Genomic DNA, 13,288 nt, shown 5'->3' on the forward strand with positions numbered 1-13,288 from the left:
ATTGTTAATTTCAAGAACAAATGTTCGCATAAAATCCAAAATTATATCAATACTATAAACAGGTAATATTATGATATAATTAAGGAGGAACAGATATGGATTATGAGAAGATTGAAGATTCAGTGCTTAAAAGTGCTATGGATTTTTTTCAACAAAATGCAGTTGATTTTTTTGGAATAAATACTAAGATACTAGCACCGGCACAAACGGAGCTAAAAGATATAAAAATAAATACAAACTTTATGGATTATACTTTCCATACAGAAGATGGTAATTATCTTCATTTCGAATTCCAAACAACAAATAGGCAAGAGGATATAAGAAGATTTATGTTTTATGATGCATCTTTGCATTATAAAGGGAATAGAAAAATAAGAACAGTAGTAGTATATTCTTCAGATGTTAAAAAGGCAGAAAACTATATAGATGCAGGAAGTATCAAATATAATATAGAAGCCTATTACATGAATAATATAGATGGTGATGAAAAATATAATTATTTAAAAAACAAAATTGATAATAATGAGGAACTTACAAATGAAGAGATATTAGGTTTAACTTTTATACCATTAATGAAGGGAAAACTAACCAGAAGAGAAAGAACTATAAGAAGTATAGAATTAGCAGATAAGATAAATATAAGTGATAGTAAATTAAAGTGCCTTACAATGTTGTATGCATTATTAGAAAAATTCGGAGATGCTGAAAGCAAGAAAAAATTTAAGGAGGTTTTTAATATGACAGAAATAGGAAAGATGATATTAGAGGATGGAATAGCTAAAGGAATGGAAAAGGGAATGGAAAAGGGAATGGAAAAAGGAATAGAAAAAGGTAGGAAAGAAGGAAAAGCACAGCTTTTATTAAAACAGTTAACTAAGAGATTCAATAAAATACCAAGTGAATATAAAAATAAGATAATGGAATTACCAGATGAAACTATAGAGATAATAGGGCTTGAACTATTTGACATGAAAGATGTGGAGGAAATAGAGAAATTTTTTTAGTATGTGGTCCGGATGGTGTACGTGATTTCAATATAAAAACTAGAATGTAGTTGTATTGGCTACTAAATTAAATAACAATAAATAAAAAACAAGCAGTATAATTATAATGCTTGTTTTTTCGTCTTATATAAATAATTGTATATCTGATTGAAGTGCATCCTTTAGATAATCCGTAGCTTCAATTACCTCTAGTTCAGGAATGAGTTCTTCTTTTTTAAAGCCCATAACTTCAATTGAAAGCTTGCAACCATAGAACTTAACACCTTTTTTTATAGCACCTTCCAGGAATTTTGAAAGACTTGGTGTTCCATCTTCCTTCATCATAGCTTCAAGCATTTTTTTTCCCAAACCACTAAAATTCATATTGGAAAGGGGTAATTCATCTGGACCTTTTGGAGTCATTGTTCCCATAAGTTTCTCAAGTGAAGACTTGCCTTCGCTTATATTTATATTGGGGTCTCGCAATAGAAGTAAACCCCAAAAGGCAAAAAACATAGATACTTCCATTCCTAATTCTTTAGCTGAATTTGCCAGTATTAATCCGGCTAAAGCTTTGTCATACTCTCCACTAAACATTATAAGGCTTAGCTTTTTATCCATTATTTATAACACCTCATTTTAATTTAGTGTGTGTATATATTTATATTTTATTCTTATTCATTGTAATTTTAATAAATAGAAAGTTATAAGTGGAATTAAATGAATTAGAAAAAAATATCCTGTTAAAAATATTTTTTAATGTGACAATATTCCCCTTATTTAGCTAAACTAATATGTTAGAATAGTTTTACTGATGGTCTAAAATATAAGGGGGAAATAATTTTGAAAAACAATAAAACTTTGAAAATCATGGCAGTTATACTATTTTCAGTCTCACTAGTAGCATGTGGCGCGAAACCGGATGCTACAGTGAAGAATTTCTTTACCAGTGCTCAAAAATCAGATATCGTTTCTATGGAAAGTTATATTAGCAAAGATAAAACTAAAGATAGTTTCAAGTATACAGATGCGAATCAGGAGAAAATAGTTAAATCGGTTCTTTCAAAAGTCAGCTATACTATTGTATCTTCCAGCGTTACTGGCAAGAATGCAGTAGTAAAAACTAAAGTAACATCCATTGATTTACCGAAAATATATAGTAAATTAATTGCTGACATGTTGCCTAAATTACTAACTCAAGCTATATCAGGCCAGAAAAGTGATACACAGGCTCAAATAATGACATCTTTTAGCAACTCTATTAATGATCCTAATGCACCAAAAACTACTACTGATGTTGACATTAATCTTGTAAAAGGAGATAAAGGATGGTTAATTGAAGGTAATGATGATTTGCAAAATGCACTTACTGGAAATATGAGTAAAGCTTTAGCTAGTAAGCCGATTACACCAGTAGCTCCCTAATATAAAAGCAGCCAATCTCCTCAGAAGATTGGCTGTTTTTATATTGATTAATTCACTCGTACACCATAGGATGACTGGGGTTATTTCATCATATTATCAGCCGTTAATCCTAATATCCATGATGGAATCCATGATCGAATCCATGATCGAATCCATGATCGAACATTCTTCTTCGTCTTCTTCTTCTTCCAAGTAAATCTCTAATAAACAGTACTCTAGTTAAATCCTCAATTGGACCTCTCCTGCCTAGTCCGAGTATTTGTCTCATATCATTATTATCATTTCGATCATCCTCATCTTTATGGTGTTCTTCGTACTTGTCACATATTTCTTTACACATATGATCCATTTCTTCCTTACTAGGGGAATACATTGTGCCATGTATGGACTCCAGCATATCACAATGATGCTTTACCATGGGATGTATCTTCATATAAATCTTAGGATACATGCTTTTTAAATCTTTATCATCTTCATCATATTCATCGTCTTCATCATACATAGGCATACACATCATAGGCATACACATCGTAGGCATATTCATCATTGGCATATTCATCATTGGCATACACATCATAGGCATATACATCATAGGCATATTCGTCATGGGCATATCCTTCATGGGCATATCTTTCATAGGCATATCTTTCATAGGCATATCTTTCATAGGCATATTCGTCATAGGCATATTCTTCATAGGCATATCTTTCATAGGCATATCCTTCATAGGCATATTCGTCATAGGTATATCCTTCATAGGCATATTCATCATAGGCATATTCTGTCCAAGATTTTCATAATCTTTACTACGGTAGTTGTACATAAGTACCTCCAAAATAATATTCACCATTCATACTATTCTGTTTTTATTGTTTTGTTACAATAGTCCCGCATACCCAGTTTTAAGAAAAGTTCAAAAAAAAATGATCTGTGTCATTTTCAATTATGCTGCATATTATATATTGTCGAAGGACAAGGAGTGATATTATGTCAAAGTCTGAAAAAAGAGATTGTTGTGATGATTTTTGCGAAAATAACCGTCATCATAACGATTGTTGTAACAATGAGTGTGATCCTTGTTGTGACTGTGAAAAAAAACAACTTCACGACCACGAATTTGAGGGGAGCACTAGATTAGCTGAATTAGAGGATGATCCTCATAATCATAGATTTGCTGGAGTATCAAGTCCTGCAATACCAGTTAGAGGTGGACATGTTCATAAAGTTAAAGGAAGAACAGATTTTTTTGATCACTTTCATGAATTTGAAGCAACTTCTGGCCTACAGATACCTGTTGGTGATGGCAAGCATGTTCATTTTGTAGAAGCTAAAACTTCTGTTAATGATGACCATTTCCATGAATTAATATTTGCTACACTTATCGATGCTCCAATCTTTGAAGAAGCCTAATATAAATGTAGAGTTGAGGCATTGCTGTAAAGGCAGTGCCTCTTATGCTTCCAAGTAAATTTCTGGTTTAAATATTTTAGAAATTTTAATAGTTTCCTACTTAGAATATCTAGTTTTATTCTCATTAATTTTAATAACAAAATTTAATTGGTAGATGATGAAAGAAATTTAAAATATATATCAGCTAAATTTTTAAAATCTAGGCGTGCAGCTGAATCTAGTAAATAAGCGGATGATTTTGCGTCCTTTATTCTAAATTTATTTAATTCAACAATTATTTCCTCAGCATTTCCTATGCCTATACCATGCCCAAAATAAAGTCCATTACCTAGGTCTATAACATTTTCTCCTTGCCATTCAGGCTTTAGTGGGTTTACATCAGGGTTAGCAAAGTATCTTCTATCTCCTGGGAAATAATCACTTCGTTTTTCTAAATAACCGGCATCCTCCAGCGCATCATCTATATAATGCCAATTCATTAATTGTATTTTAGGAAATAGCTCATTGAAATCTTTTTCTGCAAATGTATTAAGCAATGCTTGATAATAAATAATAATAATTGCGGTAGAACATTCAGTACCATATTTTGAACTATTTATAGAAATATCATTTATAGCTGAACTGGGAGTTATTCCTTTTTTTAATACAAATCCACCTTCATAAGTACGATCCCAATAATCAAGATTACAGATTGATTTACGAAAGGTTTTAAAGGACATATTGCCTTCATTGAGTTTTTTAGCAGCAATAACAATATTATTTCTTAATTTTAATTCAAACTGCAATTGATTTAATGAATCATACTCATATAGGTCTTTGCTTAAACTCATCCTAGTAATGATATCTATCTCAATATCATTTGGTTTATATTTATTTATAAAAGTATCAATGTTAAAAATATTGTTAGAAATTATGATCATTTAAAGCCTCCTTAATTAGTTATAACAATTATCAATTGTTAGGTTCCTAGCCTAGCTTCAGCAATGCTTATTTGCTTAATTATGGAATGGTTAATCCATGATTTCCATAAATATATATTTTCATAATGAATTGCACGTGAGAAGCTTGATAGAAGTAGCTTGTTACTTTCATCTAAGTTGTTAAAATAATATAGTAAGTTGTTTTCTTTTGCAGTGAAGGGTATGAAGGTTTTTCCAGTATAAGGTGATACCTGTTTGCATAGATATTTGGCATCTAAAGTTACAATATAGGGTATAGGCTTACTGGTTCTCTGAAAACTTTCCCCCGTAAAATATAAAAATGGATAATTCTCTTCAAGCCAATAAAAAAAAGCTATATATTGTTCTTCACTACTTTTCCCAATGCGCATATCTATGGAAGGTACAAAATCTAGAAGTTTGCATGCTAATTTAACATCATTTGCGTCTTCTGAAATTAAATAATTAGCAATTAACATTAAGCTATATGGATCTCTTGCTTGAAAAAAAGCCCAGATTAGATCATGAGTAAAAAGACCTTTTCTGTTTCTAAAAAAAATCATATCTACTATAATAGGTAAAATTGTTTTATCCTTGTGAATCTTTATTAAAAGCAGGGCAACAACATCTAAAAATTCATCATCTTCATTGCTTAACCCATGCTCAGCGATACCTCTTTCAAACATACCTTTTAAAACAGGATAGCCTAGTTCCATATGTTTAGAATATAAATATTGAATCTTTGAAAAACTTGAGGTGTCTATATTATCTAAATACATATAATCCCTCCTTCATTTCTAGATTTTTAACATAAATTAAAAACCATATTATATAATATTATCAATGTAGTCATATTGTTAAAGATATTGTAATGAAAAAAGCAAAAAGCAAAAAGCAAAAAGTAAAAGCAGATGGGTCTTTATCTGGTTCATCTGTGCTATTTAAACAAATTTTGAAATAAATTATCCGTAAATTGCGGGCACATTAGATGTATTAGGCTAGAAAAAATACAATACAAAAATAATAGGATTAAAGACTCACAGCAGTATGAATGGATGCAATATTCCAAGGTCAACAAAAGTAGAAAATCTAGTTTATAATGACAAGCATCTATTCATGAGTTACCTCTGACACATATCTTTTATTTCTTTGATGGTTGTAAGTAATTGAGGTATAATAATATAAAGTATATAAATTTATAAAAAGAAGTGAAACCGCAAGTACACTAGATATTGAGAGGAGGGAGCTTATATGAAGAGAATACCTTATGGGATTTCTAATTTTGAAGTTTTAAGAGAAAAAAATTACCTTTATGTGGATAAAACATCTTATATAGATATACTAGATATATATTCGCCATATCAATTTTTTATAAGACCTAGAAGGTTTGGTAAAAGTTTATTCATATCAATGCTTGAAAATTATTACGATATAAACAAAGTGGATAAATTTGAAAAATTATTCGGAGATTTATATATAGGCAAAAATCCTACAGAAGAGAGGAATAGTTTTCTCGTTTGGAAAATTAGTTTTGCAGGAGTAGATGCAGGGCATGGAGAAGAAGAGTTAAGAAAGAGTTTTAATTTTAAGGTTAAAGCCTCGGCTAAAGAATTTTTATTTAAATATGGAAATCTACTAGGGGAAGATAAGTTACCATTGGAAGAAATAAGTTCAGAAATGGTAGTGGAACATATAAATATGCTGAGCAAAATGAATAACAAGCAGGTCTTTGTCCTCATAGACGAATATGATAACTTTGCAAATGAACTAATCACTGGAGGCAGGCAAAATACTTATAAGGATATACTTCATGGTGAAGGGTTTGTTAAAGTTTTTTACAAGGCTTTAAAAGATGCAACCGCAGATAATTTTACAAGGATATTTATGACAGGAGTAAGTCCTATAATGCTAGATGATTTAACCAGTGGCTTTAATATAACTAGGAACTATACTTTAGATGAAAAACTTAATGCTATGCTTGGGTTTACAAGAGAAGAGATTTCCTCCATTATGGATGAGGTTGGTCTGAATGCGTATGATCTTAGAAAAAAGATATGCAAAGATATGACTGAATATTATAATGGATATAAATTTAATGTGAATAGTGAATCTGTTTTCAATCCAGATATGGCTCTGTATTTTCTTGATGGCTATTTAGCATATAACCGCTATCCAGAAGAAATGATAGATAACAATGTAAAAACAGACTATGGTAAAGTCAATCAGCTTGCTTATAATTTTAATGACAGAGAAGCATTAGATGAAATAATGTCTACTGGTGAAACATCAACAATTCTTGTAGATAGATTTAATATTCACACTATGTACAGCGAAAAAGAAAATTTCAAATCCCTGCTGTTTTATCTTGGGATGCTTACTATAAAAGAACGTGGTCCTCTTGGAACTGTGCTCAAGATACCTAATTACGTTATAAGAACTATTTATTGGGAACAGTATTTTCAAAAGATAAGTGAAAATTATAATATTGAAACTCAAAAAATTAGAATTGCAGTAAATGAAATGAGAATGCATGGTAGTATTGAACTTTTAATAGATATTATAAAAGGTATATTAGAGGACTTCTCTAATAGAGACCTTATAAAAATGGATGAGAAAAATGTAAAGATGATGTTGCTTACGCTACTGGGTGTAGATAATACTTATTTTATAAAAAGCGAAGATGAAAACAACAAAGGCTATGTAGATCTAATGCTTAAAAGGAAAATTCAGCTTAAAGATATAACTAAATTTCAATGGATTATAGAATTGAAATATATAAAAGAAAGTGACAGGGATACTTTGGAAAAAATAAAAGAGCAAGGGTTAAAACAACTTCAAATGTATTACGATAGTAAAATGGTTCAAGAAGAGATGGAAGAGGAAGAGTTAAAGAAAGTATTGATTGTTGTTGTAGGGAAAAAAGATATTTATACTGTAGGTTTAGGATAAGAAAAGAGAGTAAGAAAACAATATTCGTTGGAGCATAATACAAATAAAGAAATATAGTGTAAATTAACTTGCACGAGATATTAAAAGGAGATAAAAACAATGTCAGAATGTATATTTTGTAATTACAATAAATCAGAAATAATAGCAGAAAATAAATACACCTTTGCAATACTAGATCATTCTCCAGTAAATGAAGGTCATTCTTTAATTATACCTAAGAGACATTTTTCGAATTTCTTTGAAGCCACAGAAGAAGAAATTAAAGCAATATATAGCTTATTGCACGAGGTAAAAGAAATTTTTGATATTCAATACGAACCAGATGGCTATAACATAGGCGTAAATATAGGCGCTTATGCTGGGCAAACTATAGAGCATATGCATGTGCATTTGATTCCTAGATATGTGGGGGATGTTGGTAATCCTAGAGGCGGAGTTAGGGATTTGAAAGAGGCACTGGTGGAGTAGTTCTATAATGTTGCTAATAAATCCTTTCATCCTAAATCGTATATAATTGAATATGAAGATGATATATTAATCAACTACATTAGAGAGAGCTTCATATGTATTATATTTGTGCAATTAGTCTAAAAAGTAGGAGGAATATTAAAAGAGAATTTGATGGAATACGATGAATCGGCATTAGTGCCTATTCATTTTTTTTAATGAAAGAATACCACGGGCTATGCCTGTGGTTCTAAAAAGCTTATAGCTATACGTAGAAAAAAACAACCCCCTTTGATAAAATGGAAGTAGGTTTGCCAACCACAACCAAGTCAAAGGGGAAAAATCCAAATGGACAATCAAAGTTTAGCACATAGTAAATGGAATTGTAAATACCATATTGTCTTTGCACCCAAATATAGAAGACAAATAATATATGGGAAAATAAAATCAGACATAGGACAAATATTGAGAAAGCTATGTGAATATAAGGGTGTAGAAATATTAGAAGCAAACGCATGCAAGGATCATATACATATGCTTGTAAGTATACCACCCAAATTAAGTGTGTCACAATTTATGGGATATTTAAAAGGTAAAAGTTCATTGATGATATTTGATAGACATGCAAATTTGAAGTATAAGTATGGGAATAGACAATTTTGGTGTAAAGGATATTATGTAGATACAGTAGGAAGAAACAAAAATGCAATAGAAGAATATATAAAAAACCAACTTCAAGAAGATATTGTATGTGAGCAGATAAGTTTAAAAGAATATATGGACCCGTTTACGGGTGAGCCAGTAAATAAATACAAAAAATAATACCCCTTTAGGGGTTGTATGTAAAGGTATGCGGTTGGCAGAACTTTCAGTATGTCTTTAGACGTAGCCAGTAACATGCCCTTATAGGGCTAGAACAAGCCACCCGTTATACGGGTGGTCCTGACTTGCCATTTATCAGCTATAATTCAGATACATTCACCGCAACTGCTAATTGCTTAAAGTGGGTTTACAACTATTAAATTTAATTAAAATTTTGTGAAATTTAACAAGAATTTAATTAACACTTAACTGCAATATCTAACAATAGGCTGAATGCATGGTATTCCCTTTAGAATGTATCTAATATCATGAATTAAAGCAAAAATAACAAATTTAGAAATTATATGCTTATTACGGAGTTCAAAATTTGAGAAAATAATAAAAATCATATATACTATGGTTACTACTATAAGCATTAAAATGATTAACTGTAAACGATGTTTTTGTAGTTTGCAGGAGATTGCCACTTGCCACGTGGATGGCAACTTTTTTGAGGCGTAAAATACAAGGGGGGTACATATGAAAATAGCTAATTTAGTCGTAGAAGGGGAAAATATCAGAAGAATTGTGAAGTTATAAATATTTTATGAGATTTAAGCGGGGGGATTACTTAATGAGAATTGATTTAACTAAGGGAAATATTTATAAGAAACTTATAATTCTAGCAATACCTATCATGGGAACATCTCTGATACAATCAGCCTATAGTATGACAGATATGATATGGGTTGGTAGATTAGGGTCTAGGGCTGTTACCGCAGTAGGCGCGGCGGGATTTTTTACTTGGTTTGCTTTCGCTTTTATTACAATCCCTCAAATAGGAGCAGCGGTTGGAGTATCCCAATCTGTAGGGAGAAAAGATATAAAAGAGACCAAAAGCTATATAAGGCATTCAGTGCAAATGAATATAGTTTTTGCTATTTTGTATGGGGCTACATTGATAATATTTAGAAAACAGCTTATAGGTTTTTTTAACATTAATGGTGAGGATATTGTTAGTATGGCAATAAGTTATATTGTTATAGTTTCTGCTGGGATGATATTTTTCTTTTTACCTCCTGTACTTACAGCAATATTCAATGGTCATGGAGACAGTCGGACGCCTTTTAGAATAAACGTAGTAGGGCTTATTGTTAATATTATACTTGATCCTATTTTAATATTAGGACTAGGACCATTCCCGAGAATGGGAGTTCAAGGGGCAGCTATTGCAACAATATTTGCCCAGTTTGTTGTAACAGTAATATTTATTTATGTCATAACAAAGAAAACTGATTATTTTGACGGAGTGAATTTTCTACAAAAACCTGATTGGCTTCATATGAGAAAAATTGTTAAGTTTGGATTGCCTGTCGCGGTGCAAAGTGGAGTATTTACGGTTATAGGAATGATTATAGCTAGGATATTATCGCGGTGGGGATCAACTCCTATTGCGGTGCAAAGCGTTGGGTCACAAATAGAATCAATAACATGGATGACAGCTGGAGGGTTTCAAACTGCATTAAGTGCCTTTGTAGGGCAAAATTTTGGAGCGAAAAAGTGGGACAGAATTTATAAGGGGTATTTTATATCTTTAGCTATTATTTCAATTATTGGAACAATTACATCCTGTCTTTTAATATTTTTTCCTAGTCCTATTTTCTCTATTTTTATTTCGGAAAAAGCGGTAATAAAGGATGGCATAGTGTATTTGAGAATACTTGGAGTTTCACAGCTTTTCATGTGTATAGAAATGACAACAGCAGGAGCCTTTAACGGTCTTGGAAGGACAATGCCTCCTTCAATAGTAGGTATTGTGCTAAATTTGCTTAGAATCCCAGGAGCACTTCTATTGTCAATGTTTTTGGGACTTAGTGGGGTATGGTGGAGCATCAGCATCAGCAGTATCCTAAAAGGTTTAATATTAACAAGTTGGTTTATCATATTTCTAAAAAGACATCCGGAGATAAGAGGGATGAAGCTTATTGATTTTTCTAAATTAAAAGTGAAAATAGATAATTAGCAAGTGAAAAAGGGTAGGCAGTTAGTGCCTATCCTTTTTCAACATTTTCATTTAATAATAGGGTTCTTAAAGTTACTTACACTAGAATTTGCAGTTCAAATTCCTTATTGCAGCAAGGGCATTTAACTCTATGCTTTCCCCTCGTTCGTGGCAAACGAAGTACCTTCTTGCAATGTGGACATTTGCGAAAACGATGTATTTTAATTTCCTTAATTCTGCGAACCATCAAAGAACATGACCCTTTAACAGGTTTCCAAATCTTCATAAACTTTTCATTTTCCATACGTCTTTTGTAAACATTTCGAGATAATGCCCTGAAAATAGTCCAAATCAGAACAGCCGACATCAAAATGCTAATAATAGCAGAACTGATAAAGGCATTAGCAACTATCAAAACAAAATATGCCACAATCAAAGCATTATACAGTTGATCCGTACCATATCTGCCATACATAAACTGTGTTAACTTATTTTTAAAATTTCCCATTTTACTCACTCCTCATTAATACGGTAGTCATTAGCAACCACAGAATATTTTTGCAAAACAAAAGCCTAAACATAGTTTGTTAAAATCGTTTATGGGCATGCCAAAGTTTTGGCTTTGCTGCTGATACACACGACTGGCATTTTGTATTTGACTTAATATTCTTTGATATTCAAAATTATTTGGTTCCATTTGAACTGCTGTTTTTGCGTGATTTAGTGATATGATTTTGTTACCCACACCGGAATTTGCAAGTGCACTGTAATAGTACCACTGTGCACTTCTGCTTGCAATACTTTCCAGCACTCAAATAGCTATTAACCGGATCAAACTGGGAATATTAGTCATAATCCTTCAAGATACCTATCTTTTTACAGGAACTATAAAAGAAAATATGAAAAAACTATAGCAATATAAGCAGAATGAATTATTTATGGTTATTAAATGAAATTAATTGGTACAATGTTATTATATAGTTTGTATTAAAAGACTATGAAGAATTTTGTAAAATTATGATTTAGGAAGGAGAAAAATATGCAAAAAATAGTTCCTCATTTATGGTATGGCAAAGAAGCTAAAGAAGCGGCAACGTTCTATATCAGTTTATTTGAAAACTCTAAGATTTTAAACGAGACAGTTATCGGAGATACCCCTTCAGGAAATGCGGAAAGTATAAGTTTTGAATTAGCAAGGCAACAATTCGCTGCAATAAGTGCAGGTCCTTATTTCAAATTTAACCCATCGATTTCCCTTATGGTAGCTTGTAACTCTATTGAGGAAGTGAATACTAAATGGAAAGCATTATCAGAAGGTGGGACGGAATTGATGCCACTCGCTGAATATCCATTTAGCAAGTGGTACGGCTGGATACAAGATCGTTATGGGCTGTCCTGGCAATTGATGCTTGTTGATAGTGGGCAAAGGGTTCAAAAGATTACACCAAATTTGCTTTTCTCAAATTCTTCATGTGGAAAAACCGAAGAAGCAGTGAAGTATTATGCTGAGGTTTTCGAAAATTCAGAAATAGGCTTAATAAGTAGATATGGCAAGGATGAAGCAGAGTCATCAAAAGCTCAAGTAAATTATGCTGCTTTTAAGCTTTGCGGTCTTGATTTTTCGGCCATGGATAATGGATATGATGTAGATTTCAATTTCAATGAGGCATTTTCACTCATTATAAATTGCGAGGACCAAAAGGAAATTGATTATTATTGGGATAAACTTTCTGCTGTTCCTGAGGCAGAGCAATGTGGATGGGTAAAGGACCAATTTGGTGTATCATGGCAGATTGTGCCATCAAATATGGATGAAGTCTTAATGCATGGCACAAATGATCAAATTAAAAGAGTAACAGAGGCTTTTCTAAAAATGAAAAAATTTGATTTAAATACTTTGGAGAAAGCACGTTTAGGACATTAACTTAAACAGTTATTATACATGAAATACATAGGTTACTACAGGTAATAGAGATACTACTAAACCGAAAAGTAAGTAAAACTATGTACAGTAAAAAACCATCTGAATTCCAGAAAACCATGGCAAAGCTTGAATATATTATACAAAATGGTGGCTTAAGGTATATATTATATGACTTATCTTTTTATAAAAGAGTAGTACTTAATAATACTAATGAACTTCTATTATTAAACATAGAAAATAGAGCTTTAACTATAGCTAGAAAAATGTGATAATGAATGTATAATAGGACATCAAGATAATGCATATTGTAAATTTTGTACATTTGGATGTGAGAAATTGCCTTGTCCTAAAGAGGGAAAGATTTCCTATGAAGCTATTAAAGCATTAGAAACGGATATGGAGCACTAAT

At 31.6% G+C, this 13,288-nt stretch carries 14 protein-coding genes and 1 pseudogene; 9 read left to right on the forward strand and 6 right to left on the reverse strand.

Annotated elements, in window-relative coordinates; all coding sequences use genetic code 11:
* The first annotated feature begins 95 nt into the window (after nucleotides 1-95).
* Nucleotides 96-1,004 (forward strand): DUF4351 domain-containing protein, encoded by a 909-nt coding sequence (locus G9F70_RS09865; RefSeq protein WP_164945624.1) that lies wholly within the window; start codon nucleotides 96-98, stop codon nucleotides 1,002-1,004.
* 123 nt (nucleotides 1,005-1,127) lie between these two features.
* Here G9F70_RS09865 and G9F70_RS09870 read toward each other — a convergent pair whose 3' ends face one another.
* Entirely contained in the window at nucleotides 1,128-1,604 is a 477-nt protein-coding gene (locus tag G9F70_RS09870; protein ID WP_164945623.1) for a DsrE/DsrF/DrsH-like family protein, read from the reverse strand.
* Between the two features lie 249 nt (nucleotides 1,605-1,853).
* Between G9F70_RS09870 and G9F70_RS09875 the strand changes: the two genes are divergently transcribed.
* A complete protein-coding gene (locus G9F70_RS09875; RefSeq protein ID WP_224617495.1) occupies nucleotides 1,854-2,408 on the forward strand; it encodes a DUF5105 domain-containing protein in 555 nt (184 codons plus the stop codon).
* Nucleotides 2,409-2,517: 109 nt separating this feature from the next.
* Here the strand turns inward: G9F70_RS09875 and G9F70_RS09880 are convergent, their stop codons facing one another.
* Nucleotides 2,518-3,231, reverse strand: a complete 714-nt coding sequence (locus G9F70_RS09880) for a hypothetical protein (protein WP_164945621.1) — start codon at nucleotides 3,229-3,231, stop codon at nucleotides 2,518-2,520.
* A gap of 257 nt (nucleotides 3,232-3,488) precedes the next feature.
* Between G9F70_RS09880 and G9F70_RS09885 the strand changes: the two are divergent.
* A pseudogene (locus tag G9F70_RS09885) lies at nucleotides 3,489-3,818 on the forward strand (YmaF family protein); the annotation flags it as partial.
* Between the two features lie 143 nt (nucleotides 3,819-3,961).
* Here G9F70_RS09885 and G9F70_RS09890 read toward each other — a convergent pair.
* Both G9F70_RS09890 and G9F70_RS09895 read right to left on the reverse strand, forming a co-directional pair.
* Nucleotides 3,962-4,738 (reverse strand): protein-glutamine gamma-glutamyltransferase, encoded by a 777-nt coding sequence (locus tag G9F70_RS09890; RefSeq protein WP_164945619.1) that lies wholly within the window; start codon nucleotides 4,736-4,738, stop codon nucleotides 3,962-3,964.
* A 38-nt stretch (nucleotides 4,739-4,776) separates the two neighbouring features.
* Nucleotides 4,777-5,535, reverse strand: coding sequence for a hypothetical protein (locus tag G9F70_RS09895; protein WP_164945618.1), 759 nt, complete (start codon nucleotides 5,533-5,535; stop codon nucleotides 4,777-4,779).
* A gap of 472 nt (nucleotides 5,536-6,007) precedes the next feature.
* Between G9F70_RS09895 and G9F70_RS09900 the strand changes: the two genes are divergently transcribed.
* The 4 genes from G9F70_RS09900 to G9F70_RS09915 all read left to right on the forward strand — a co-directional run bounded on the left by G9F70_RS09900 (nucleotide 6,008) and on the right by G9F70_RS09915 (nucleotide 10,976).
* Nucleotides 6,008-7,705 carry an ATP-binding protein gene (locus G9F70_RS09900; protein ID WP_164945617.1) on the forward strand — a complete coding sequence of 566 codons (1,698 nt, stop codon included), beginning with the start codon at nucleotides 6,008-6,010 and terminating at the stop codon, nucleotides 7,703-7,705.
* A gap of 99 nt (nucleotides 7,706-7,804) precedes the next feature.
* Entirely contained in the window at nucleotides 7,805-8,173 is a 369-nt protein-coding gene (locus tag G9F70_RS09905) for an HIT family protein (RefSeq protein WP_164945616.1), read from the forward strand.
* 327 nt (nucleotides 8,174-8,500) lie between these two features.
* Nucleotides 8,501-8,974, forward strand: coding sequence for an IS200/IS605 family transposase (tnpA, locus tag G9F70_RS09910; protein ID WP_224617364.1), 474 nt, complete (start codon nucleotides 8,501-8,503; stop codon nucleotides 8,972-8,974).
* 613 nt (nucleotides 8,975-9,587) lie between these two features.
* Nucleotides 9,588-10,976 (forward strand): MATE family efflux transporter, encoded by a 1,389-nt coding sequence (locus G9F70_RS09915; protein WP_164947661.1) that lies wholly within the window; start codon nucleotides 9,588-9,590, stop codon nucleotides 10,974-10,976.
* A 76-nt stretch (nucleotides 10,977-11,052) separates the two neighbouring features.
* Here G9F70_RS09915 and G9F70_RS09920 read toward each other — a convergent pair whose 3' ends face one another.
* Together G9F70_RS09920 and G9F70_RS09925 are read right to left on the reverse strand one after the other, a co-directional pair.
* Complete coding sequence (locus tag G9F70_RS09920; RefSeq protein WP_164947662.1) at nucleotides 11,053-11,463, reverse strand: hypothetical protein; 411 nt, start codon at nucleotides 11,461-11,463, stop codon at nucleotides 11,053-11,055.
* Nucleotides 11,464-11,493: 30 nt separating this feature from the next.
* Nucleotides 11,494-11,766: a hypothetical protein gene (locus G9F70_RS09925; protein WP_164947663.1), complete on the reverse strand. Its 273-nt coding sequence runs from the start codon at nucleotides 11,764-11,766 to the stop codon at nucleotides 11,494-11,496.
* Nucleotides 11,767-11,994: 228 nt separating this feature from the next.
* Between G9F70_RS09925 and G9F70_RS09930 the strand changes: the two genes are divergently transcribed.
* Complete coding sequence (locus G9F70_RS09930) at nucleotides 11,995-12,879, forward strand: VOC family protein (protein ID WP_164947664.1); 885 nt, start codon at nucleotides 11,995-11,997, stop codon at nucleotides 12,877-12,879.
* An 80-nt stretch (nucleotides 12,880-12,959) separates the two neighbouring features.
* Nucleotides 12,960-13,148: a hypothetical protein gene (locus G9F70_RS09935; protein ID WP_164947665.1), complete on the forward strand. Its 189-nt coding sequence runs from the start codon at nucleotides 12,960-12,962 to the stop codon at nucleotides 13,146-13,148.
* Nucleotides 13,149-13,288 lie beyond the last annotated feature (140 nt).

The sequence above is a fragment of the Clostridium sp. FP1 genome, assembly GCF_011065975.2.
GTDB lineage: Bacteria > Bacillota > Clostridia > Clostridiales > Clostridiaceae > Clostridium_AD > Clostridium_AD tagluense.